Consider the following 21,084-nt stretch of genomic DNA (forward strand, 5'->3'; position numbering starts at 1 on the left):
ACTTCATGTAGTCCTAAATAACTACAGGTAAGTGAACATGAACGTAAGCCTAAACCAAAATGAAATCAACGAAGCATCATTACTGATCGAAATTGAAAGATTCATCCTAACCACTCTTGATGCTACAAGACAGCCAAGATCATTTTATGAAACCTTCACAGACCTTCTCTTAGACTTTGATCAAGTCTATAACCCTGACTTTAGTTATACCTGCTTAATCGATCTCTTTTGTAGTTTGCTCCATGACTATGACCTGCGATATGAAACCTCATCATCACTTTGCAATCGCTTGAAACGAAGAACCTTTAAAGACTGGCAAGCTTATTTCAATCGAGCTAGAGCTGATCATCTGAATGAATTACGTCAGCATCGTTATAACGAAAGATTAAATGCTGCCAAGCTTGATAAACGCCTTGAAGGAATATTGAAAAGCTATTCTGCTGTGCTGGTGGTAAGGGTTGATTTAGCCTATGTGGTTAGTCCAGATATTGAACAGGTGGATAATGATTTAGAAATGCTTAGAAGAAAGATCAAGCGATCTGAATATGGAGATGTATTGCTACTGGTATGGGCTTTAGAGCAGGGAGAAAAGAAAGGCTACCATTGCCATATTGCATTGATCTTTAATGAGCGTAAGCGCACGAGTGCATGGAGTATTGCTAAGGCTGTGGGGGAATTATGGAAAGATGTTACAGGGGATGATGGAAGTTATTTTAATTGCCATAATCGTAAGTACCTAAGGAAATATGAAGAGTTAGATACGGTGGGTATTGGCATCATCTATAGCGAGGTTGATTATCAAGTACGAAGAATGCGTTCAACCTTGTCCTATTTAGCACGACCTGAGAAAGAGCAATACCTCCGAGTAAAAACAACAAGTAAGATGCGTACCTTTGGCATGTCACAGCGTTAATTGAAATCACACACAGATATGTACCATCTAGATGAGAAACATCTTCTCTTCAATAGGTGATAGCTGGACTTTACTAGTTTCGGCTATCACTTCAGGAACAATGAATACCTTAAACTCTATATTCTTATAGCTAAAAACTATAACTCCAGGCCATGAAATGATATCAGGGTAAATACACATTAGGGTTACCCTTGAATTTAAGATCATGCATAGAATGATAGCTTGGATTCTAAACAAAATGGCACTATATTGTATGAAGACATAATTAGTTTTCATTGCTATGCGTAAACTACAATGAAGCTTAAACACGCCGAGGTTTTTAAAGATGTCAACTATTAAAAAATCACGCGATGAAAGTGAAATTCCTTCAATGGCAGGGCAGGTGCTTCGGGCGAGTTTTCTTGAGGTATCTCGTTATGCAAGCGTACTTTATGCAAAAGATGGTGCTGTCTTAAAACAAACACCAAATGGGCGAACAGTGACGATTAAACAGTTACCTAAACGCGATCATGAGTTAGCTCAACGCGTGCTTAGTCAAGGAACTGTAAAGCTTAAAAAGCGTAAAGTTGAGGAAGCTGAATAACTTGATGTCCAATCGTACTCCACGGATTAGAATGTTTGCTGGACCAAATGGATCAGGTAAAAGCACGATGATTCATGGGTTGGATCAACGATTATCTAAACTTTTTTTAAATGCCGATAATCTTGAGCGTGAGCTTAAAACTAACCCTATTCTTGATCTGGAACAATTTGATAAACGAATTGATGCTACCCGATTAGTTCACTTCTTGATGGGGTTGCAAATAAAGCGTCGAGAGAATGATGGTCAAGAAATCATTACTCCTTGTCTTTTGAAGACTCCGCAAATTGATGGGAACAAAATAGATCTGTCGGGTAATCTGATTGATTCTTATCTTGCTGCCCGAACTCTGGATTATATTCGCAAAGAGCTATTGGCGTTGAAGGTGAGTTTCACTTTTGAGACGGTGATGTCTCATAAAAGTAAAATAGAATTTTTACGCGATGCAAAAGCATTGGGATATCGGACCTATTTATATTTTGTAACCACAGAAGACCCAGATATTAATGTGGACAGAGTTCGGCAACGGGTAAGCCAGGGTGGTCATCCTGTTGAAGAACAAAAAATTAGAGAGCGTTATTACCGAACTATGGAAATGCTGATTGATGCGGTCGAAGTTGCAGATCGAGCATTTCTATTTGATAACTCAAGTGATGCAACTCACCAGAACGCATCTTATATTGGAGAAATCACAGGTGGAGATACCCTGACTTTTAACCCGGATTTTGATGGAGAGTTACCCGTCTGGGTTGAGAAATACTTGTTGGTACATCTGGTTGAAAATGACTGAGATCAAACAAGTTTAACCCCCTTATCTTTTTTTCATTCTATTGCTTCTGTATTTTTATACCTAAAACCCGTCTCTTATGTAACCCCTCATGAGTTAAACATAGGAGCGATAAAATGTTAGATAGCAATACCCTGGAACAGCTCTTTTTTATAGAGAATAAGTTTGATCAACTCACCCGATTTATACAGCAATCAGAAACTTGCCCTACTGACTTTGCAAAGCTTAGGCATGAGATGGATGAGGACGAGTTTTTCGATCGGATGGCCTTTTTGGTTGATTGTGCGGTGTTTTTCTATGAAATGATTTTCCATCTGGGGGTCGACGGTTTCGAGCCTTATTATTTGCATAATTTACGGGGTGAACCGGATCATCTTGAAATAGCAAAGGGGATGCTCTTTTATATGTTTGATGCGGTGGTTGAGACAAAGTTCTCCTACTTAATGAAATTGCGTTTTGAAGAGTATTATGAAGAAAGGGAGGATTCAAGGAATTAACTTATTTCAAATATGTACTATCTGAATGAAAGCATATTGTTTTCTAAAGCTTTTCCATTTCAGAGGTATATATTATGAACATCACTTGCCCAAATTGCCATTCAGAACATGTTATTCGAGTGGTCAACCCTCATTCCCACACAGGCAACCAAAGCCTGGCATCGTCAGCATCATTTGCCACGATGGGTGCAGCATTATCAAAGAGTCTGCCAATTTCACCTTTAATAGGGGGAATTGCAGGAGCCGTAGTCGGTGGTATTTTCAATAGTTTGTTTGATCGTGTGTCTGTCACCCCAAGTTGCTGCTTTCAATGCCAAAGCTGTGGTCAACTGTTTTATTGATGGATGGGCATAAAGTTGGGGAGGGTGAACCTCCCTGATTTTCATATGGAGTTAGAATAAGATTGAAATTTTAGTTCTAGAGAGTGGTTAACTACAGATAACACCTGTGGTTTGAATAACCATTTTATTCTCAACCTTAACCCGAATTTCACAACTGATGATATCGCCTGAGATACCTAGATCATATGCAATGGTATATTCATGTGGATGTTCATCTTTATTGACTCCAATATTGAAGGCATTTCCATTGTCAGGTTGGCGATTTGCTGACACGATCTGACCAGCTTTTTGCTTGACCAGTTTTAGGTCTGGGTCAGTTTTTGCTTCGGCAAACATTGTTGTAAATAAGGTAAGGAATGTAACTAAGGCAATGATTGTTTTTTTCATAGATTTCTTCTTTGCTTCTTTAACATACTTTGAGTTGAATATAAAAAGCAGTCCGTGGTTATGGAGTGGCAATCAGGTTATACAGCATACTCCCCATCCCATTTTTACCTTGGCTAACTACTTTAAACTTTCCTGTTAAATGGCCTGTTTGAGGATTCCATTTGACATAGGGTGCACATTGACCAATGGTGGTGGTTGCATTTGGATGTTTGATTTTGTCGCAATCGATATAAACTTCATAATTAAGTTTACCCAGTGGTGCCACGTAAAAGGTTGGGCTTACACCCCGATAGCCATAGGTGATATCGTCAAACTCAGCCGGATTTCGAATCGTGAGATCAAGCTGAACAATCTGATTATGGTTTTTCTTAAGAAACTGCGGAAACTGGCTGTCGGTTTTAGGAACACCTTTGTACACAGGTACCGGGCTTGCTGACAGATGGAATGAAAATCCCATCAATGAAGTGATCAGTAATATTTTTGATAGGTTTATCATTTTCATGGTTGATGATATCCAATGCTATTATTTCTGTGATTTATATAAGATGGCGCTGTGTCGCTCATCTACACCAGGAGATGTAAAGCCACTGTAGGTTCACCTAGAGATACATTTTCAACATACAGTCGCATTTGACGTAGCAACTTTTATTTGGGTTTTAATACAATAAAAATAATGAACAGCAAGATCAGAATACCGCCTACAATCTTTCCCAGGGTTGGAAACATGATAAAAGGCCAGGCCAGCCCTTGACCTAAGTTAAAGGCAAAACCTTTATAGCTATAGAGTCCCCAGAAATGTTGATAGATGGCATAAAAGAAACCAATGACCAAATAAACAACAATGGTGATCTGTTTGAGGTTCTTATCCATTTATTGATCTCCCCCAAGAGCATAGTTTGCTAAACTGATAAAAACCCATAACACCAGCATGGCAAGAATAACGGGTAAACCGAGAAAGCAGATGGCTGCAATGATGCAAGTTAGACCAGCCAGATTTCGCATAACCTTACTCCCGTGCACATTGGAAGCTTGCCTGAACCATGTCATGCTGAAAGCTTTCGGATTGGCTTAAGGTATAGAGATTATTTTTAAAACCATCTTCACCATATTTATTTTCTAACTTGTCATAGATACATTCACAGGTGCTATGTTCGAGTCCCCCTGTTTTACAGCCATTCACGAATTCACGTTCAGCTTTGCTGGCACAGGCAGTCAGGCCAAGTACGGTAATGCTGATGATAAAAAGGCATGATGCAGTCTTCATAAATTCTTCCTATTTAATTGTTTTGATATACGTTGTTATCGAAGTTATGGATTGATGCTTTAGTTGCTAGTTGGTTCTGCTGAGTCAAATAATAGGCGAGCAGAAGTCTAAGCGCTCAATACAAACGGTATTGGAGGCTAGCTGAAAGCAACGAGCTTATTTGAATAATCGCTTAACTGAGAATAAACCAATAAAAACAGAGAAGGGCGTTGAAGAATAATGTGCGCCATAGTAACCACTCCTATATAGATAAGAAGTTCTACCAGACATGAAAGATTAATGGTGGCAGAACGAAAGAGGGTTGACAGACTGGCCTTAAGAACCCAGCACGCGCGAGGCGTCCCTCTTCCGTCCTACCGCAACAAAAAAGAGGGACGGGTACACAACACCAAAAAACGAGTTTTTTGGTGACTTAAGGATCAGCCTGTCAAAGCCGGCTGGCAATGTAGGCCAGCAACGTCATCATAATCTCTGAAAATGATCCCGTCAATTTACTGTGCGGTAAAGTTGCATCATGTGTCTAAAAAATAATTTAAAAAACTTTCAGATATATACCATCTAAATGAACTCATTCTGATTGAATCCATTTTCAGAAAACTTCCCGTTTTGGCCTGCTCCCCGCAGGCCTTTTTTTATGCAGCAATTCAATTTTTACATTTTAGTTATCGTGAATAGAGAGGTTACTTTATGGCACATTTAGTAGAAACAATGGCATTTGTTGGCGATACCCCGTGGCATGGATTAGGCAATCCACTCAGTCCAAATCAGCCGATAGAAGTATGGGCACAACAAGCAGGCATGGACTGGCGTATTGAATCATCTAATGTCAGCTATATGGCAAAGAATGAGCGTGGGCAAAATATTTTAATGCCTTATGAAGAGCAGCGTGTTTTATATCGTTCAGATACCCATGCACCGCTATCCGTTGTAAGTCAACGTTTTCAGGAAGTACAACCTCAAGAGATTTTAGAGTTTTACCGTGATTTGACGGAGCAATCAGGTTTTGAGCTGGAAACAGCGGGTGTACTGAAAGGTGGACGTAAGTTCTGGGCATTGGCTCGTACTGGGCAATCGGCAGCACTGAAGGGCAAGGATGTCAGTAATGGCTATATTTTGTTGGCAACGGCATGTGATGGCACACTCGCAACAACGGCGCAATTTACATCTATACGTGTGGTATGTAACAACACTTTGGCGATTGCATTGAAAGGACAGAACTCCAATGCGGGAGTCGTGAAAGTTCCACATAGTACCAAGTTCGATGCTGAGAAGATTAAGCAACAACTTGGTATTTCAGTGCGTGCATGGGATGAACACATGTATGAAATGAAGCAACTCAGCCAGCGTAAAGTAACCCAGAGTGAAGCTGCTGCTTACTTCGATGCAGTGTTTAATAACACAGCGATGAGTATTGCCGAACAGGATGACAATATCATTCAGTTTTACCGTGATGTTGCTACCCAAGCTCAAGCCAATAGCAAAGAAAAACCTGAACCGAATGCTAAATCCATGAGTAAAGCTATGGAGATGTTTAATGGACAAGGGCGTGGAGCAAGCCTCTCTTCAGCTAAAGATACTGCCTATGGATTACTCTGTTCGATCACCGAGTTTGTCGACCATGAACGTCGTGCGATGAGTACTGATCACCGCCTTGACTCTGCTTGGTTTGGTGCAGGGGCAGCATTAAAGCAACGTGGATTAGAGCAAGCATTATATCTTGCAGCCTAAATTTTATCTTGTATCCCTCTTTGCCACATCTTCGGATGTGGCTTTTTTTATGCCGTTTTTTAGAACGTATTGAGATGAGGAACATCACATGAACCCAAACATGACCACAACACCAACAGTGCATCACAGCACTTTAACTACAACCAATTCAACTGCTGTCGTTGATTCAGGACGGCTACATCCACCACCAAGCCCTTCAAAACGTAGTTTTAATGCCAAACGTCTGATCAACACCAAACAACTGGAGTATCAAGCATGGCTGGAAGTGCGTAAACAGGGAATAGGCAGTAGTGACGCCGCAGCCGCCTGTGGCTTGAATCCTTATATGTCGATACTGGAACTGTGGATGATCAAAACAGGACGGGTACAGCAAAACATTGATGATGAAAGCTCAGGACATGCACCTTTATATTGGGGCAAGCAGTTAGAACCCTTAGTCGCAGAATACTACAGCATGCACACCAACCATAAAGTCCGTCGGGTTAATGCGGTGTTACAGCATCCTGATCCTGATAAAGCCTTTATGTTGGCGAACTTGGATTATGCCGTAGTGGGCAATGAAGACGTGCAAATCCTAGAATGTAAAACCGCTGGGGAACATGGTGCCAAACTGTGGCGAGATGGTGTGCCGTTATACGTGTTGTGTCAGGTACAACATCAACTGGCGGTAACAGGTAAGCAAGCGGCACATATTTGTGTGTTGCTATGTGGACAGGAAACTAAAATCTACAAAGTCAGTCGTAACGAAGCCCTGATTGAACAAATCATTCAGGCAGAACGGCTGTTTTGGGAGTGTGTTGAAAATAACGTTCCACCAGTAGTGGATGCCAGCGAATCGGCAGCCAAAGCTTTACAGCAGCTCTATCCTGAACATACCCCGCTCAGTTGTGTTGATCTAACGGAGGTCGAACTTGCCAATGAACTGTTTGATCAGCTGATTGATGAAAAGAAGCAGATTGAACAACACCAAAGCAAGTATGACCTACTCAAACACCGAGTTCAGGCACTGATGCAGGAACATGAACGTGCTGTATTTCAGCAAGGTTCAGTGACATGGAAGAAGAGCAAGGACAGTATCAGCCTAGACACCAAATCCTTACTACAGCACCAACCTGAACTCATCCAACAGTATCCACTACAGAAAGCAGGCAGTCGTCGTTTCAACATTTATCAAGATTAGCTCAAAGCTTAGAGCCAATCACTCTGCAAGAAGCAATCTGAAATCCCGTGCAGCCCTGCATGGGATTTTTTTATGCCGATTTTAATTTAAGCAAACAGTGCAACACTTCTAAACATATCAACGACAGAGGAATTTCAACATGATTAAAGGTCTAGCCATTACACCGCCTATTTTAGGGCGAATCAGTATCGGCAAAGTTGTCGAAAAGAACGGGAAACGCATCCCTGAGAAAGACGATCAGTTCACTATTACAAGTCAAATACAGGGTAAGGACGGTTGGATTAAACACCCCTTGGATGAGCAATTGCGTAGTCAAGCACCGAATCAAAAGCTGCGTAGCATCCCTGTACGTATGATCTTCAATGACCCTGAATTGAACTTACGTGCCGAGTACAGCTTGTTTGACCGACAGACAGGTCGCCCGATTTGTGTGGGGAATGGTCAAACCTGCCAACGTATGACATCACAAGGTGTAGAGCAACATCCTTGTCCATCCCCCGATTTATGCCCACTTGGACAAGGCGGACATTGCAAGCCTTATGCACGCCTGCATGTCAATTTAGGTGAAGCCGATGAGTTTGGGACTTTTATTTTCAGAACTACAGGCTTTAACAGCATTCGCACTTTGGCTGCACGTTTGAATTACTACCATGCAGCATCAGGTGGTTTGTTGTCGTGTTTACCATTGCAGCTCACCTTGCGTGGGAAAAGCACAACTCAAAGCTATCGTCAGCCCGTGTATTACGTGGATTTAACGTTACGGGAAGGCGTGGATTTACAAACCGCGATTCAGACAGCCAAGGAGATTGACCAACAGGGAAAACAGGCAGGGTTTGATCAGGCGGCATTAGATCAGATTGCACGGCAGGGTTTTGCGAATGCCAAGTTTGAGGTGCATGCAGAGGAGGGGATGGAATTGCTGGAGGAATTTTATCCACACAGTGACAGTGCTGTAGATACGGAGCATTCAGTGCAATTGAGCTATGTGCAGGAGATTCAGCAGGGGTTGCAGCAGAGTGTTAGAGCTGTGAATTGAGCACAGTTGAATTATCTAGTCAGCTTGGTAAGTCAATTAATGGACTCTGAACAAGTTGGCTAGTCACTAATTGAAGGGAGCTTCGGCTCCCTTAATTTTTTTGTTATTCAGGAGTGATAATGCAGGCTTCAAAAATAGCGATCAGTCCATCTAACCGGCAGTTGAATCCATCAATATTGGCCTGAATCCAGACTTCCTTATTGTTAATTTTACTCCACTGTACCCCATAGCCGCAGTGAGCAAGTAGGTGTTCAAAGAAGATACGCTGGGTGCGTCCATTGCCTTCACGAAATGGGTGAATCACGTTGACTTCACAATAAAAATCGGCAATTTTTTGGATAAGTACTGGTTTGGCTAAACCTTGAAAATAGTTCTGCTGCTCAAGTTGCTTGAAGAGCTTATTGGCTTCAATTTCAATACGCGGGAAGGTACAAAAGCGGGTATCGCCTTTGGCAATATCCACTGTCTTAGTTCACCTGCCCAGGCATACAGGTCTGAAAAGAGCTGAAAGTGAATGGATTGCAGGTATTTGAGATCGTAAGGTGGCTCCGCATACTCAATTCGTGTGCTGGCATACTCAGTCAACTCCAGTTCTGCCTGTTGCAGAATTTCAGCATCCTGAATGTTCAGTTTGTTTTTGAGGACGTCCGAGTCGGGGTAACAGTAAATGCTGTCACCCATTTCACCATATTTATCCATAAGGAAGCCTGATCACGATTCCGAGGTCTGTGAGAATTTCTTATATTTCTGTAGAATCTGAGCTTTACTTAATGCCGGTGCGGTTGAGGACGGGTTAATGCCTTCCAGCTTTAAACTGGCTTGATAATTCTGCAAGCGCGTAGCTTGGATATATTTTTTTTTCTTTTCGTGAGTGTTTAGCATTTCGGAATTTCCTTGAACAAAGGTAATGTAAGCCTAGTTTAGCAGATGGGCTTATAAATAGGCACGACTTTCAAAAGCAGGGTTGTAGCGTTATGGTGGATGAACCTTCTATGAGAAAAATCTGAAACCAGACGACAAAATTTGTCGCTTAACTGTCATGCAATAAATGAATAATCAACAATCTGCTTTTTAAATAATATAATATTATCCAACAGTTAAAAAATTATCAGTATTATCTCTAGCAACCGAAGTGTCGCCAGATACTGATCACAGATAAGAATTCAGGAATTGATTCACCACTATGACCAACAATAACTTTTCACAAATCGCTTCTTTCATCTGGTCGGTTGCCGACCTGCTGCGTGGTGACTTCAAACAATCGCAATATGGCCGCATCATTTTGCCATTCACGCTATTACGTCGTTTGGAGTGTGTGCTAGAAAGCAGTAAAGCATCTGTGTTGGCGAAACATGAAGAAGTCGCCAAGATGAACCTACCCGAAGAAGCACAAGAAAAGTTTTTGTTGAGTGCCACCCAAGGTTTGGCTTTCTTTAATAGCTCGCCCATGGATTTGAGTAAAATGGGGCAGAGCGATATTAAAGCGAACCTGAGCACTTATGTGCAAAGCTTTTCCAAAGATGCCCGCGAGATTTTTGAATACTTTAATTTTATCGAATTTGTCGGTTTATTGGATGATGCAAACCTGCTGTATAAAGTGGTACAGAAATTTGCAACAACCGATCTTAGCCCTAAAAGCATTTCCAATCATGACATGGGCTTGGTGTTTGAAGAACTGATCCGTCGTTTTGCCGAAGGCTCGAATGAAACCGCAGGGGAACACTTTACCCCGCGTGACATCGTGCGTTTGACTACAGCATTGGTCTTTATGGAAGATGATGATGTACTGACCAAAGATGGCATTATCCGCACCATTTATGACCCGACTGCCGGAACAGGCGGCTTCCTCTCTTCCGGTATGGAATATCTGCATGAGCTGAACCCGAATGCGGTGATGCGTGCGTTTGGTCAGGAACTCAATCCAGAATCCTACGCTATCTGTAAAGCCGACATGCTCATTAAAGGTCAGGATGTAAGCCGAATCAAACTTGGTAATACCTTGTCGAATGATCAACTCGCATTAGATAAATTTGACTATATGTTATCTAACCCACCTTTTGGTGTGGACTGGAAAAAGATCGAACAAGACATTAAAGATGAGCATGAGCACAAAGGCTTTAATGGCCGTTTCGGTGCAGGCTTGCCACGGGTATCGGATGGTTCACTATTATTCCTGATGCACCTGATCAGCAAGATGCGTGATGCCAGTAGTAGCGAGAGCGGCAGCCGCATCGGGATTATCCTGAATGGTTCACCTTTATTTACCGGTAGTGCAGGCAGTGGCGAAAGCGAGATCCGTCGCTATATTTTAGAGGCCGACTTGCTGGAAGCCATTATTGCCTTACCGAACGATATGTTCTACAACACCGGGATTGCCACCTATATCTGGGTACTCAGCAATAAAAAAGCCGCTGAACGTAAAGGCAAGGTACAGCTGATCAATGCCTCAAACCTTAGTACCAAAATGCGTAAGTCGCTGGGTTCAAAACGTAACTATCTCACTGAAACTGAAATTGCCACCATTACCCAAAATTACGGTGACTTTGTGGCGGTAGACACCTTGGCGCAGGATGGCGAAACCGAACAGCAAAAACCATTCGCCAGCAAGATTTTTGACAGCCATGAATTTGGCTACCGTCGCGTGACCATTGAACGTCCATTGCGTTTATCGGCACAGATCACGGATAGCGCGATTGCTGCATTACGTTTTGCGCCAAAACCGTTTAATGCCGTGATGCAAAGTATCGATGCGCAATTGGGCACAGCCTTTGGTACAGCGTGGACAGCAGAAACTTATGGTCAGTTGCAGGACGTGGCGCTTGAGGTCCGTGCCCTGATTAAAGCGGAATTCCCTGAGCTAAAAGAAAAAGACATCAAAGAGGTACTGGACAGCAAAATCTGGCTGTTCCAGAAAGCCTTGATGGAAAAAGCCCAAGCGTTACAGGCCGTGATTGGTACTGAGCAGTTTGATGACTTTAACCAGTTTGATGAAGTGCTAAAAAAAGCCCTGAAGCAAACCGACATCAAGCTGGATGCCAAAGAGAAGAAACAGCTGTTAGATGCCATTACCTGGAAGAATCCTGAAGCGGAACCGGTGATTAACAAGGTGCTGAAACAGCCGGAAAACCCACTGTATGGCCAGTTTAGCTATCAAGGCAAAGTGGTGGAGTTTGTACAGGATGGTGACTTGCGTGATGCGGAGAACATTGCACTGAATCCAAAAGTCAGCACTACAGAGCTGATTGAAGATTACTTCAAACGTGAAGTAAAGCCACACGTGCCGGATGCCTGGATCAATGCCGACAAGCGTGATGAAAAGGATGGTGAGATTGGCATTGTCGGTTATGAAATTCCGTTTAACCGTCATTTCTACGTGTACCAGCCACCACGTGACCTAAGCGAGATTGATGCGGATTTGGATGCGGTGAGTGCCGAGATTATGCAGCTGCTACAAGAGGTGCATTCATAATGGCGAAGTATCAGAAATACGCGGAGTATAAAGATTCAGGGGTTGAATGGTTGGGGGAAATTCCAAATGATTGGATTAACACTAAGGTTAAATATGAAGCTTATGTAAAAGCTCGTGTAGGTTGGCATGGACTTAAATCAGATGATTTTACAGACGAAGGTCCTTATTTAGTTACAGGTAGTGATTTTAAAGGAACTAATATTGATTGGTCTCAATGTTATCATTGCGATTTACCACGTTATGAGCAAGACCCATATATTCAATTGAAAGATGGAGACTTGTTAATTACTAAAGATGGTACGATCGGTAAGGTTGCATTAGTTAGTAATTTAAAAGATGACGAAAAAGCTACTTTGAATAGTGGAATTTTCGTTGTGCGACCATTGCGAAATAATTTCTCCACAAAGTTTTATTTTTGGTTGCTTCAATCGAAAGTATTTAAAGAATTTGTGGACTTTAATAAAACAGGTTCAACGATTGTTCATTTGTATCAAGATACCTTTGTAAATTTTGAATATGCTTCTCCAGTATTAGAAGATCAGATAAAGATTTCTAATTTTTTAGATCACGAAACCATCAAAATCGATCACCTGATTGAAAAACAACAACAACTGATTGAACTTCTCAAAGAAAAACGCCAGGCGGTGATTAGCCATGCCGTGACCAAAGGACTTAACCCAAATGTGCCGATGAAAGATTCGGGTGTGGCATGGTTAGGGGAAGTGCCGGAGCATTGGGATATTAAAAAAATTAAATATTTAGGCTCCATTCTAAATGGTTATGCCTTTCCTAGTGATGGTTTTACAGAGGAAGGAATCAAAGTATTAAAAATTTCGAATATTCAAACAATGTATTTGGATTGGACTGATTTATCATTTGTAAATGAAAACCAAGCAAAAAAATTAGAACAATTTCTTGTTAAAAAGGGCGATTTGGTATTTGCACTCACTCGTCCTATTATTTCAACAGGAATTAAAGCTACATTAATGGACTTGGATGAAAAAATTCTTTTGAATCAACGTAATGCTATTTTGCGACCTAATGGTCTATGTATTCAAAAATGGTTATATTACATGATCTTGAATCAAAACTTTGTTCAGGAATTTAATAACCAAATTGATAAAACGGGGCAACAACCTAATATTTCTACAGTCGCTATAGGGAATTTAGAGATTTCCGTAGCTCCAATAGAAGAGCAAATTAAAATTGTAGAATTTATTGCAGAAAAGGTTGAGCGTATTGATGACTTAATTAAAAAAGCAGAATCAGCTATTCAACTCATGCAAGAACGCAGAACCGCCCTCATCTCAGCCGCTGTCACCGGAAAAATTGATGTGCGCCACTGGCAAGCGCCAAATGTTACTGAGGCAGACACGGAGTTAAGCGCATGAGTCTAGACGCCACCCGCGAAAGCATTTTCCAGAACGACATCATTCAACAGATGCTGGCTCAGGGCTGGCAATTGGGTACACCACAAGGCTACAACCGTGAAACTGCCTTGTATGAGCAGGACGTACTGGATTTTGTGCAACAAACCCAAGCACAAGACTGGCAGAAGTTTCAGCGCATCTTTCCCAATGATACCGAACGGCATTTTCTTGAAGCCGTGGTTGCCCAGCTGAAGAAAGCCGACATCAATGCCACTGATGAACAGTCACGTAGCTATGGTACTTTAGGTGTGCTGCGTCACGGAGTTAAAACCCGCAGTGCCCGTTTTTTCCTGTGTCAGTTTAAACCAGAACATGCACTTAATCCGGATACCTTAGCCAATTACAAAAAGAACATCTGCCGCATTGTGCCAGAGTTGGTCTATAGCCCGTATGCTACCGCTGCCGAGTTACAGGACATGGGCAAACAGGCCAAGAAATGGCGTATTGACTTGGTATTGTTTATCAACGGCTTTCCGGTGGCGACACTGGAACTCAAGTCCGAGTTTAAACAGGCGGTGCAGAATGCCATGTTGCAGTACAAACGCACCCGCTTGCCGAAAGATCCAGAAACCAACAAGCCTGAACCCTTGCTGATCTTTAAGCGTGGCGCATTGGTACACTTTGCCGTGAGTCAATACGAAGTCTATATGGCGACCCAATTGGCCGGAGAAGATACCTTCTTCCTGCCGTTCAACAAGGGTACAGCGGAAGGTGGTGCAGGCAATGATGTGCCAGAAGACCAGAATCAGTACGCCACCGCCTATCTGTGGAATGAAGTCCTCACACCGGATAATTTGCTGAATATCATTGGACGTTTTGTCCATCTGCAAATTGAAGAAAAAGAAGACTGGGAAGGCCGCAAGTACAAAAAAGAACTGCTGATCTTCCCACGTTACCACCAGTGGAATGTGGTCACCAAACTGATCAATGCCGCCTTAGAGGAGGGCACTGGACAGAAATATCTGATTCAGCACAGTGCAGGTTCAGGTAAGTCCAACTCGATTGCCTGGACAGCACATCAGTTGTCGACCCTGTACGATCAACATAATCAGAAACTGTTTGATTCGGTGATTGTGGTCACTGACCGTACCATTCTGGATGCCCAGCTACAGGACACCATCTACCAGTTTGAACATGCCGATGGCGTGGTCGGACGCATCAATAACAAAGAGGGTGATGGCTCCAAGTCGGAAAAACTGGCCAAAGCACTCGAAACCTCACAGCCGATTATCATTGTGACCATCCAGACTTTCCCCTTTGTGCTGCGTGCGATTGAAAACAGTACCAATCTGAAGCAGCGACGTTATGCGGTGATTGCCGATGAAGCGCATTCTTCACAAAGCGGCTCTACGGCACGACAACTCAAAGAAGTGTTGATGCTGGAAGAGCGCGAAGAGGATGCTGAATTGTCTTCGGAAGATATTCTGGATGCGGTGGTGGCTGCACGTAAGGGCAGTAATAACCTCAGCTACTATGCCTTTACCGCGACACCGAAAGACAAAACCCTGCAACTGTTTGGCCGTGTACCCAATCCTGAGCTACCGCCATCCAAGCAAAACAAGCCGGAAGCCTTCCATGTTTACTCCATGCGCCAAGCCATTGAAGAAGGCTTTATTCTGGATGTGCTGAAAAACTATACCAACTATAAAGTGGTGTATAAGCTCAAACAGAAAATTGAAGAAGCCGACAAACAGGTCGATGCCAAAAAAGCCAAGATCAGACTGAATCAGTGGGTGCGCCTGCATGACCACAACATTTCTCAGAAAGTGAAAGTCATTGTCGAGCATTTTAAAAATAACGTGATGGGCTTATTGGGTGGGCAGGCTAAAGCCATGGTGGTGACCAGTTCACGTAAAGAAGCGGTGCGTTACAAGCTGGCCTTTGACAAATATGTGACGGATCAGGGCTATAAGTCCATTCAGGCTATGGTCGCATTCTCGGGTGAGGTTGAGTTTAATGACAAGGATACCGACAGCAGTGGTTTAGTCGGTCAGACCTTTAATGAACGCAACATGAACCCGGGACTGAAAGGTCGGGAAATGCGCAAGGCCTTTGACAGTGATGATTATCAGGTGATGCTGGTGGCCAACAAGTTCCAGACTGGCTTTGACCAACCGAAACTGTGTGCCATGTACGTAGACAAAAAGCTGGGTGGTGTTGAGTGCGTACAAACCTTGTCACGCTTGAACCGTACCTATCCGGGTAAAGCGGAATCTGGCACCTTTGTCTTGGACTTCTTTAACGATCCTGAAGACATTCTTGGGGCCTTCCAGCCTTACTATCAAACCGCAGAACTGGCTGATGTATCGAATCCGGATCAGATCTTTGACCTGTTTGAAAAGCTGAAAGCTACCAAGATTTTTCTGTGGACGGAAGTTGAACAGTTTGTCGAAGCGTTCTTTACCAAGAACAAATCCAATGCCGCGATCAGTAACATTTGCAAGCCTGCGGTTGAACGCTGGCAGAAACGCTATAGCCAAGCCATCGAAGCCTATAACACCAGTCGCGATATGCTGGAACGCTGCAAGAAAACCAATGATGCGGTGCTGATTGCTAATGCCGACAATGCCTTTAAAGATGCCAAGCTGGAAAAAGACAAGCTGGAAATCTTTAAAAAAGACTTGGGCAGCTTTACCCGTTTTTACGAGTTTATGTCGCAGATCGTGGACTACGATGACAAAGAACTGGAAAAACTTAGTCTGTATGCGCGTAACCTGCGTCCATTGCTGCGTGAAACCTCAACGAAAGATGATGAGGTGGACTTAAGTAATGTCAGTATGAGCCATTACCGCTTGTCCAAGATCCGTCAGCAAGACATCAAGCTGAAAGAAGATGCCGAAGATTTTAAGCTAGAACCGGGCAATGACCTAGGAGCGGCCAAGCCACGTGACAAGAAAGAAGAGTTCCTGTCACAGATTATAGAGCGTCTGAATGATGTCTTTATCACTGATAACCTAACCGATAAAGACATGCTGAACTATGCCTATACGGTACGTGACAAGCTGGCGGAAAATGAGATTGTGATGAAGCAGATCGCCAACAATACCCGTGAACAAGCCATGCTGGGTGATTTCCCGAAAGCGATGGATGATGCCATTCTTGGTAGCAGTGCCGCACATCAGGAACAGATGATGCAGTTACTTTCTGATCCGGCGAAGGCCAGCATCTTTGCACGGGTGATCTTTGATATGTTGAGCAGTCGATAATTTTTAAACATTTTAGAATTAAATTTTTGAGTATAGGGGTGTATTGATATGTTAGCTTTTGCTGAATTTCTGCAGAATTATTTTATTATTCCTGTGGGAATGCTGATTTTTGTATTATGGATTGGGTTTAAATTCTATTCTAAATATATCAAACCTGCTAAAAACCTTAGTGAGCAATTATCAGTACTAATTAATGCCTTAAAAGGAATGGATAAAAACTCTAGTCTAAATAAGCATTCATTAGATGCAAAATTCGAAAATGATACGCCTTTAAAACATGCTTGGTTGAATTACAAAAATTCTTTTCATGACATCTATGAAACTGTAGATGGAGAAGATGTACTAGTTTCCTCACGTGCAACAGTATCAAGTGACGTATTTTTTTCTCAGGCTGTCATTGTGGATACCCCTTTAAGAGTTGAGTTTTATAAGCACTTGCCAGGTATTATCACTGGTGTAGGTATTATTGCTACATTTGCTGGCCTTCTATTTGGATTATTAGCTTTTGATCCCGCAGGCGATCCAGCAAAAGTTCAAGACAGTTTAGGCTTGTTATTAGGTGGGGTAAGTGAAGCATTCATGGCTTCTGCACTTGCGATAGGGACTGCAATGATTATCACTTGGCGCGAAAAATCGTGGTTGCGTCAGTGTTATGAACAGTTAGAAACTTTAACGACAGAAATTGATAAGCTTTTTGAAACTGATTCCACCGGAGAGGAATATCTAGCTAAATTATTAAAATCCTCTCAAGCAAACGAAACCAATGCTCGTCAATTAAAAGATAGCCTTGTTAATGACTTAAAAGTCATGATGACGAATTTGGTTGAGGAAAATAAAAAGAATCAGATTGCTTTTGCTGCACAGTTAAGTGAAAGCTATGCGAAATCAAGTCAGGATATGGCGACTCAGATTGGTCAATCGATTACTGATACCTTGCAAGCACCTCTAGATAAAATTGCGTCTAGCGTACAACAAGTGAGTGGTGACCAAGGTTCAGCCGTCCAAGAACTCATGACTGATGTGCTTACAGCCTTTATGAGTAAATTGGAGTCTACGTTTGGTAGTCAAATGACGGGCATGAATGAGATGATGACTCAATCAGTATCTGCTATGAAGGAAATGCAATTAGGTTTCTCTCAATTACTGACAGATATGAAAATTAATAGTGAAACTTCGACGAAAACATTAGAAATACAGATGTCGAAAATGATTGAAGATATTCAACAAAAACAAAATGAGATGTCTGATCAAATGAATTTAATGGTGGATCATTTATCTCAAGGTGCCGCAAAAATTGGAGAACAAGGTCAACATGCGATTGAGCAGTTAAATGGCAAAGTCTCGGAGTTGATGGGGAATCTAGGCGGAACGATGTCTGAGTTAATGTCAGATGTCACGAAACAGCGTATGGAACAAGATCGTGTAATTCTAGAAAATCAGCAAAAATTGCACGAACAATCATCTACATTAATTGATAATTTAGGAACTGAAATTAAAGATTTGATTGCACACAGTCAAAATGCGGTCCAAGTATATAAAGAAAATATTCAGAAATTATCTCAAGTGACAACGGATAGTATTACGGGTATGAATAACGGTGCTGAAAAAATGCGCTTAGCTTCTGAACAGTTTAATACTGCGGGCAGTTCTTTGATTACAGTGACTGATAAGACATCACAGTTGATTGCAGAAGTAAGTACCACCTCTACGCATTTGACCAGCGCAAGCAGCAATTTAATCTCTCTATTAAAAGACTATAAAGACTCACAAGAGAGTGTCAAACAGGCAATCAGTACTTTAGACGGTTTAATTAAACAAGCCCAAGCCGAAGCTGGTATGAGTACTAAAATGCTTGAAGATATGAATCACATGACCAATGCATTGAATCAAGTGAAGAAAGAAATGCAGGATTATCTCGAGCAAGTTAGTGATGTGCTGGTAAAAAGTTTTGAGAGTTTTGGTTTTTCTGTAGAAACCAGCTTAAATCATTCTTTAGGAGCTTTTGATAATACGCTTGATCAAGCTGTAAAACGTCTTGAAAGCGGTATAGACGGGCTAAATGGTTTTGTGGAAGATCTGGAAGATCTCGTACAACAAAAGAAAAACTAATTTTGGGGTACATGATTAATGTTAGGTAATAGGTACTCTAAGAAACCACGTTCTAAAGATGAAGGTGAAAAACCTTTTTGGATTTCATTTGCTGATTTAATGACAGCATTAATGACCTTGTTTTTAGTCGTAATGGCTGTGTCATTAATGGTCGTAACGAAAAAAATCAATGAAGCAACTCAAGCTGAAAATCAACGCAGTTCAGAGATTTTGGATATTTGTACTAGTATTCAAAATGATGCAGCTTTGAAAAATAAGATCATTAATGTTGATTGTAAGGACAATCGTATCAACTTTGGAGAAGCTGGTCGGTTTGGCCACAATGATTACCGGTTAAATGCTGCAGGGGTAGAGGCATTAAATACGTTAGTGCCGATTGTTTTAAATGCTGCCAATACTGAAAACGGGAAAAAATGGTTTAAACAAATTGTGATTGAAGGGTTCACAGATACGGATGGTTCATATCTCTATAACTTAAACTTAAGTTTACGTCGTTCAGAATGGGTCATGTGCAGTTTACTTGATCCAAAATTTAGTCATGGGTTAAGTCTGAGTGAGGCACAAAAGAACCAAGTTAAACAACTGTTTTTGGCCGGTGGCGTTTCTTTTAATTCAGCTAAGGATAGTAAAGAAGCCTCACGTCGTGTTGAGCTACGGATGCAATTCTATGGTTTAAAAGAAAAAGAGAACGCTGAACCGCAACCTCATTTTGTTTCAGCACCTGTTGAAACATGCCAATTGACACGGTGATAGTGATGAGTATTGCGAATCTGAAACGTCGTCTTGACGAAAAAATAAGTGTATTTTCTGACTCAACTCATATACAGACCAAATTTGTTAAGCCTCAGCGTTTAATGAAAAGATTGTCCATTCTTGAGCATAAATTTGGTGATCTTGAAAATGTACAACCATTAGAAGAAAAAATTATCAAATCAGTTCTAAAACTTGAACAGCACGGGTTTGATGGGATGACTAAACGAGATAGGAAAAATTTGGCTTGGTCTCTCAGTAAAAAACTGCCCAATTATGAAGAAAAAATTTTATTCACACCTGTAGGTGTAAGATTAATTGATTATTTCAACCAATTGGGAATTGACCAACTCCAGTTTGTTTATTTTCCACTGTTGTATAGTTATTTTGCTTTTGAGCAACATGAACTAGAAAACTTAGCTAGTAATTGGATTCAGTTAAGAAAAATACTAGATGAAAATAAATCTTCGATATTTAAAGCTTCAACTCGGCCTAAAAAATGGATGACGACTCTTATAGATAATTCAGAGGTTTTAACCACAGAACCTACAAAAAAATTTGTACGTGAATTTTTACAAGATAATGATGAAAACAGAGTTGCTAATCAATTAGAAAGTTTAAGAATAGCTTCGGTTAGTTGGTTTTGGGATGATTTGATTCGATCTGCAATTAAGTCGATCAAGACAATGAAAGAAGATGAGTATTTTCAAATTATCCCACGTTTTTTAGTATTGCTTGAAAAAAATAAAATATATGCGACGGATATTTTAGCTGCGCTTCTAGAACGGTATGCTAGTACCTCTCAGAGAGAGAAAGTACATGAGGTATTAAAACATCTAGCATTGGATCAATGGGGTAATCCTCAGTATGAATCTTCAGCGGGATGGAATAACGTAAATGTTGATACCAAAAAAATGGTGATTCAGTGGTTTGTGAGAGCGGACTTAGAAGCTTTCTTTAGATTATTTAGCCGCACAGCTGATGTTGATAGATTTAACTATTGGATTAAATTTATTGATAAGATCGCTGTTTCTCAGATATTTCTTGGTCCAGCAGCTTCTGAATCTAATCAAGTGGAACATCGTAAATTTCGGGAGGAAAATAGAGGACGTTTGAAACTACTTACAGGGTCGACACGAACAAATAATGCCTTTATGTTAAAAATTGAGAATATTTATGTATTTGATTTTTCTGATATTGGTAATGCATGCTATATCTTAAATAAGATTCCTTATAACCAAGAGCGTAAAAAAGTGGATATTGATACACTTAAGCCATGGGTACACATTCTTAAATTAAGCCACACATCAGGATGGCAAAGAAAGTTTGATGAGAAACTAGCTGAATTAGGTATCTTCTCTAGTCAAGCCAATAATTCTAATTCCTTATATAAAAGACGATATTGAG

Annotated in this window: 20 protein-coding genes and 1 pseudogene; 14 read left to right on the forward strand and 7 right to left on the reverse strand. The window is 41.3% G+C overall.

Annotated features, from left to right (window positions below; genetic code table 11):
- The first annotated feature begins 37 nt into the window (after nucleotides 1-37).
- From MSG95_RS10450 to MSG95_RS10470, 5 genes are all read left to right on the forward strand, one after another.
- Nucleotides 38-913 (forward strand): YagK/YfjJ domain-containing protein, encoded by an 876-nt coding sequence (locus MSG95_RS10450; protein WP_107680986.1) that lies wholly within the window; start codon nucleotides 38-40, stop codon nucleotides 911-913.
- 325 nt (nucleotides 914-1,238) lie between these two features.
- Nucleotides 1,239-1,496 carry a hypothetical protein gene (locus tag MSG95_RS10455; RefSeq protein ID WP_000104071.1) on the forward strand — a complete coding sequence of 86 codons (258 nt, stop codon included), beginning with the start codon at nucleotides 1,239-1,241 and terminating at the stop codon, nucleotides 1,494-1,496.
- Between the two features lie 31 nt (nucleotides 1,497-1,527).
- Nucleotides 1,528-2,283, forward strand: coding sequence for a zeta toxin family protein (locus tag MSG95_RS10460; protein ID WP_000457345.1), 756 nt, complete (start codon nucleotides 1,528-1,530; stop codon nucleotides 2,281-2,283).
- A gap of 113 nt (nucleotides 2,284-2,396) precedes the next feature.
- Nucleotides 2,397-2,777: a hypothetical protein gene (locus tag MSG95_RS10465; protein WP_000887398.1), complete on the forward strand. Its 381-nt coding sequence runs from the start codon at nucleotides 2,397-2,399 to the stop codon at nucleotides 2,775-2,777.
- A gap of 74 nt (nucleotides 2,778-2,851) precedes the next feature.
- A complete protein-coding gene (locus MSG95_RS10470; RefSeq protein ID WP_079282228.1) occupies nucleotides 2,852-3,118 on the forward strand; it encodes a hypothetical protein in 267 nt (88 codons plus the stop codon).
- A gap of 87 nt (nucleotides 3,119-3,205) precedes the next feature.
- On the opposite strand, the gene MSG95_RS10475 is transcribed toward MSG95_RS10470, so the two are convergent.
- The 5 genes from MSG95_RS10475 to MSG95_RS10495 form a co-directional block, all read right to left on the reverse strand.
- On the reverse strand, nucleotides 3,206-3,505 hold the full coding sequence (locus MSG95_RS10475; RefSeq protein WP_000750961.1) for a hypothetical protein: 300 nt from the start codon (nucleotides 3,503-3,505) through the stop codon (nucleotides 3,206-3,208).
- Nucleotides 3,506-3,563: 58 nt separating this feature from the next.
- A complete protein-coding gene (locus MSG95_RS10480) occupies nucleotides 3,564-3,923 on the reverse strand; it encodes a hypothetical protein (RefSeq protein ID WP_227520627.1) in 360 nt (119 codons plus the stop codon).
- 227 nt (nucleotides 3,924-4,150) lie between these two features.
- Entirely contained in the window at nucleotides 4,151-4,375 is a 225-nt protein-coding gene (locus MSG95_RS10485) for a hypothetical protein (protein ID WP_000360130.1), read from the reverse strand.
- Nucleotides 4,376-4,507 carry a hypothetical protein gene (locus tag MSG95_RS10490; protein WP_257935149.1) on the reverse strand — a complete coding sequence of 44 codons (132 nt, stop codon included), beginning with the start codon at nucleotides 4,505-4,507 and terminating at the stop codon, nucleotides 4,376-4,378.
- Between the two features lie 4 nt (nucleotides 4,508-4,511).
- Nucleotides 4,512-4,769, reverse strand: coding sequence for a hypothetical protein (locus MSG95_RS10495; protein ID WP_000845021.1), 258 nt, complete (start codon nucleotides 4,767-4,769; stop codon nucleotides 4,512-4,514).
- Between the two features lie 687 nt (nucleotides 4,770-5,456).
- Between MSG95_RS10495 and MSG95_RS10500 the strand changes: the two genes are divergently transcribed.
- The 3 genes from MSG95_RS10500 (at nucleotide 5,457) to MSG95_RS10510 (ending at nucleotide 8,713) form a co-directional block, all read left to right on the forward strand.
- The gene (locus tag MSG95_RS10500; protein ID WP_031980571.1) at nucleotides 5,457-6,497 is read left to right on the forward strand and encodes a DUF932 domain-containing protein; all 1,041 of its coding nucleotides are present in this window, start codon (nucleotides 5,457-5,459) and stop codon (nucleotides 6,495-6,497) included.
- Nucleotides 6,498-6,585: 88 nt separating this feature from the next.
- Nucleotides 6,586-7,677 carry a YqaJ viral recombinase family protein gene (locus MSG95_RS10505; protein WP_031980570.1) on the forward strand — a complete coding sequence of 364 codons (1,092 nt, stop codon included), beginning with the start codon at nucleotides 6,586-6,588 and terminating at the stop codon, nucleotides 7,675-7,677.
- Nucleotides 7,678-7,816: 139 nt separating this feature from the next.
- Entirely contained in the window at nucleotides 7,817-8,713 is an 897-nt protein-coding gene (locus MSG95_RS10510) for a hypothetical protein (protein WP_032025901.1), read from the forward strand.
- A gap of 103 nt (nucleotides 8,714-8,816) precedes the next feature.
- On the opposite strand, the pseudogene MSG95_RS10515 reads toward MSG95_RS10510, so the two are convergent.
- Nucleotides 8,817-9,412: pseudogene (locus MSG95_RS10515) on the reverse strand (putative adenosine monophosphate-protein transferase Fic).
- A gap of 12 nt (nucleotides 9,413-9,424) precedes the next feature.
- Nucleotides 9,425-9,595, reverse strand: coding sequence for a YhfG family protein (locus tag MSG95_RS10520; RefSeq protein WP_107680878.1), 171 nt, complete (start codon nucleotides 9,593-9,595; stop codon nucleotides 9,425-9,427).
- Nucleotides 9,596-9,896: 301 nt separating this feature from the next.
- On the opposite strand from MSG95_RS10520, the gene MSG95_RS10525 reads away from it, so the two are divergent.
- The 6 genes from MSG95_RS10525 to MSG95_RS10550 are packed head-to-tail and all read left to right on the forward strand — an operon-like array spanning nucleotide 9,897 to nucleotide 21,083.
- Nucleotides 9,897-12,182: a type I restriction-modification system subunit M gene (locus MSG95_RS10525; RefSeq protein WP_107680877.1), complete on the forward strand. Its 2,286-nt coding sequence runs from the start codon at nucleotides 9,897-9,899 to the stop codon at nucleotides 12,180-12,182.
- A complete protein-coding gene (locus tag MSG95_RS10530) occupies nucleotides 12,182-13,573 on the forward strand; it encodes a restriction endonuclease subunit S (protein WP_107680876.1) in 1,392 nt (463 codons plus the stop codon). Before MSG95_RS10525 ends, MSG95_RS10530 begins: the two co-directional genes overlap by 1 nt.
- Nucleotides 13,570-16,818 (forward strand): type I restriction endonuclease subunit R, encoded by a 3,249-nt coding sequence (locus tag MSG95_RS10535; protein ID WP_107680875.1) that lies wholly within the window; start codon nucleotides 13,570-13,572, stop codon nucleotides 16,816-16,818. Before MSG95_RS10530 ends, MSG95_RS10535 begins: the two co-directional genes overlap by 4 nt.
- A 48-nt stretch (nucleotides 16,819-16,866) precedes the next feature.
- Entirely contained in the window at nucleotides 16,867-18,927 is a 2,061-nt protein-coding gene (gene zorA, locus MSG95_RS10540) for an anti-phage ZorAB system protein ZorA (RefSeq protein WP_107680874.1), read from the forward strand.
- Between the two features lie 18 nt (nucleotides 18,928-18,945).
- The gene (zorB1, locus tag MSG95_RS10545) at nucleotides 18,946-19,677 is read left to right on the forward strand and encodes a type I Zorya anti-phage system protein ZorB1 (protein ID WP_038346757.1); all 732 of its coding nucleotides are present in this window, start codon (nucleotides 18,946-18,948) and stop codon (nucleotides 19,675-19,677) included.
- A 5-nt stretch (nucleotides 19,678-19,682) separates the two neighbouring features.
- Nucleotides 19,683-21,083, forward strand: coding sequence for an EH signature domain-containing protein (locus MSG95_RS10550; protein ID WP_038346758.1), 1,401 nt, complete (start codon nucleotides 19,683-19,685; stop codon nucleotides 21,081-21,083).
- Nucleotide 21,084: the final 1 nt, after the last annotated feature.

This window comes from Acinetobacter sp. IK23 (assembly GCF_035615275.1).
In the GTDB taxonomy this organism is placed as follows: Bacteria; Pseudomonadota; Gammaproteobacteria; order Pseudomonadales; family Moraxellaceae; genus Acinetobacter; species Acinetobacter seifertii.

Bases quoted from the DNA above. Each gene is read 5' to 3' on its own strand.
- MSG95_RS10450 (WP_107680986.1), top strand. From the start codon at position 38: ATGAACGTAAGCCTAAACCAAAATGAAATCAACGAAGCATCATTACTG.
- MSG95_RS10455 (WP_000104071.1), top strand. From the start codon at position 1,239: ATGTCAACTATTAAAAAATCACGCGATGAAAGTGAAATTCCTTCAATG.
- MSG95_RS10460 (WP_000457345.1), top strand. From the start codon at position 1,528: ATGTTTGCTGGACCAAATGGATCAGGTAAAAGCACGATGATTCATGGG.
- MSG95_RS10465 (WP_000887398.1), top strand. From the start codon at position 2,397: ATGTTAGATAGCAATACCCTGGAACAGCTCTTTTTTATAGAGAATAAG.
- MSG95_RS10470 (WP_079282228.1), top strand. From the start codon at position 2,852: ATGAACATCACTTGCCCAAATTGCCATTCAGAACATGTTATTCGAGTG.
- MSG95_RS10475 (WP_000750961.1), bottom strand. From the start codon at position 3,505: ATGAAAAAAACAATCATTGCCTTAGTTACATTCCTTACCTTATTTACA.
- MSG95_RS10485 (WP_000360130.1), bottom strand. From the start codon at position 4,375: ATGGATAAGAACCTCAAACAGATCACCATTGTTGTTTATTTGGTCATT.
- MSG95_RS10490 (WP_257935149.1), bottom strand. From the start codon at position 4,507: ATGCGAAATCTGGCTGGTCTAACTTGCATCATTGCAGCCATCTGCTTT.
- MSG95_RS10495 (WP_000845021.1), bottom strand. From the start codon at position 4,769: ATGAAGACTGCATCATGCCTTTTTATCATCAGCATTACCGTACTTGGC.
- MSG95_RS10500 (WP_031980571.1), top strand. From the start codon at position 5,457: ATGGCACATTTAGTAGAAACAATGGCATTTGTTGGCGATACCCCGTGG.
- MSG95_RS10505 (WP_031980570.1), top strand. From the start codon at position 6,586: ATGAACCCAAACATGACCACAACACCAACAGTGCATCACAGCACTTTA.
- MSG95_RS10510 (WP_032025901.1), top strand. From the start codon at position 7,817: ATGATTAAAGGTCTAGCCATTACACCGCCTATTTTAGGGCGAATCAGT.
- MSG95_RS10520 (WP_107680878.1), bottom strand. From the start codon at position 9,595: ATGCTAAACACTCACGAAAAGAAAAAAAAATATATCCAAGCTACGCGC.
- MSG95_RS10525 (WP_107680877.1), top strand. From the start codon at position 9,897: ATGACCAACAATAACTTTTCACAAATCGCTTCTTTCATCTGGTCGGTT.
- MSG95_RS10530 (WP_107680876.1), top strand. From the start codon at position 12,182: ATGGCGAAGTATCAGAAATACGCGGAGTATAAAGATTCAGGGGTTGAA.
- MSG95_RS10535 (WP_107680875.1), top strand. From the start codon at position 13,570: ATGAGTCTAGACGCCACCCGCGAAAGCATTTTCCAGAACGACATCATT.
- zorA (WP_107680874.1), top strand. From the start codon at position 16,867: ATGTTAGCTTTTGCTGAATTTCTGCAGAATTATTTTATTATTCCTGTG.
- zorB1 (WP_038346757.1), top strand. From the start codon at position 18,946: ATGTTAGGTAATAGGTACTCTAAGAAACCACGTTCTAAAGATGAAGGT.
- MSG95_RS10550 (WP_038346758.1), top strand. From the start codon at position 19,683: ATGAGTATTGCGAATCTGAAACGTCGTCTTGACGAAAAAATAAGTGTA.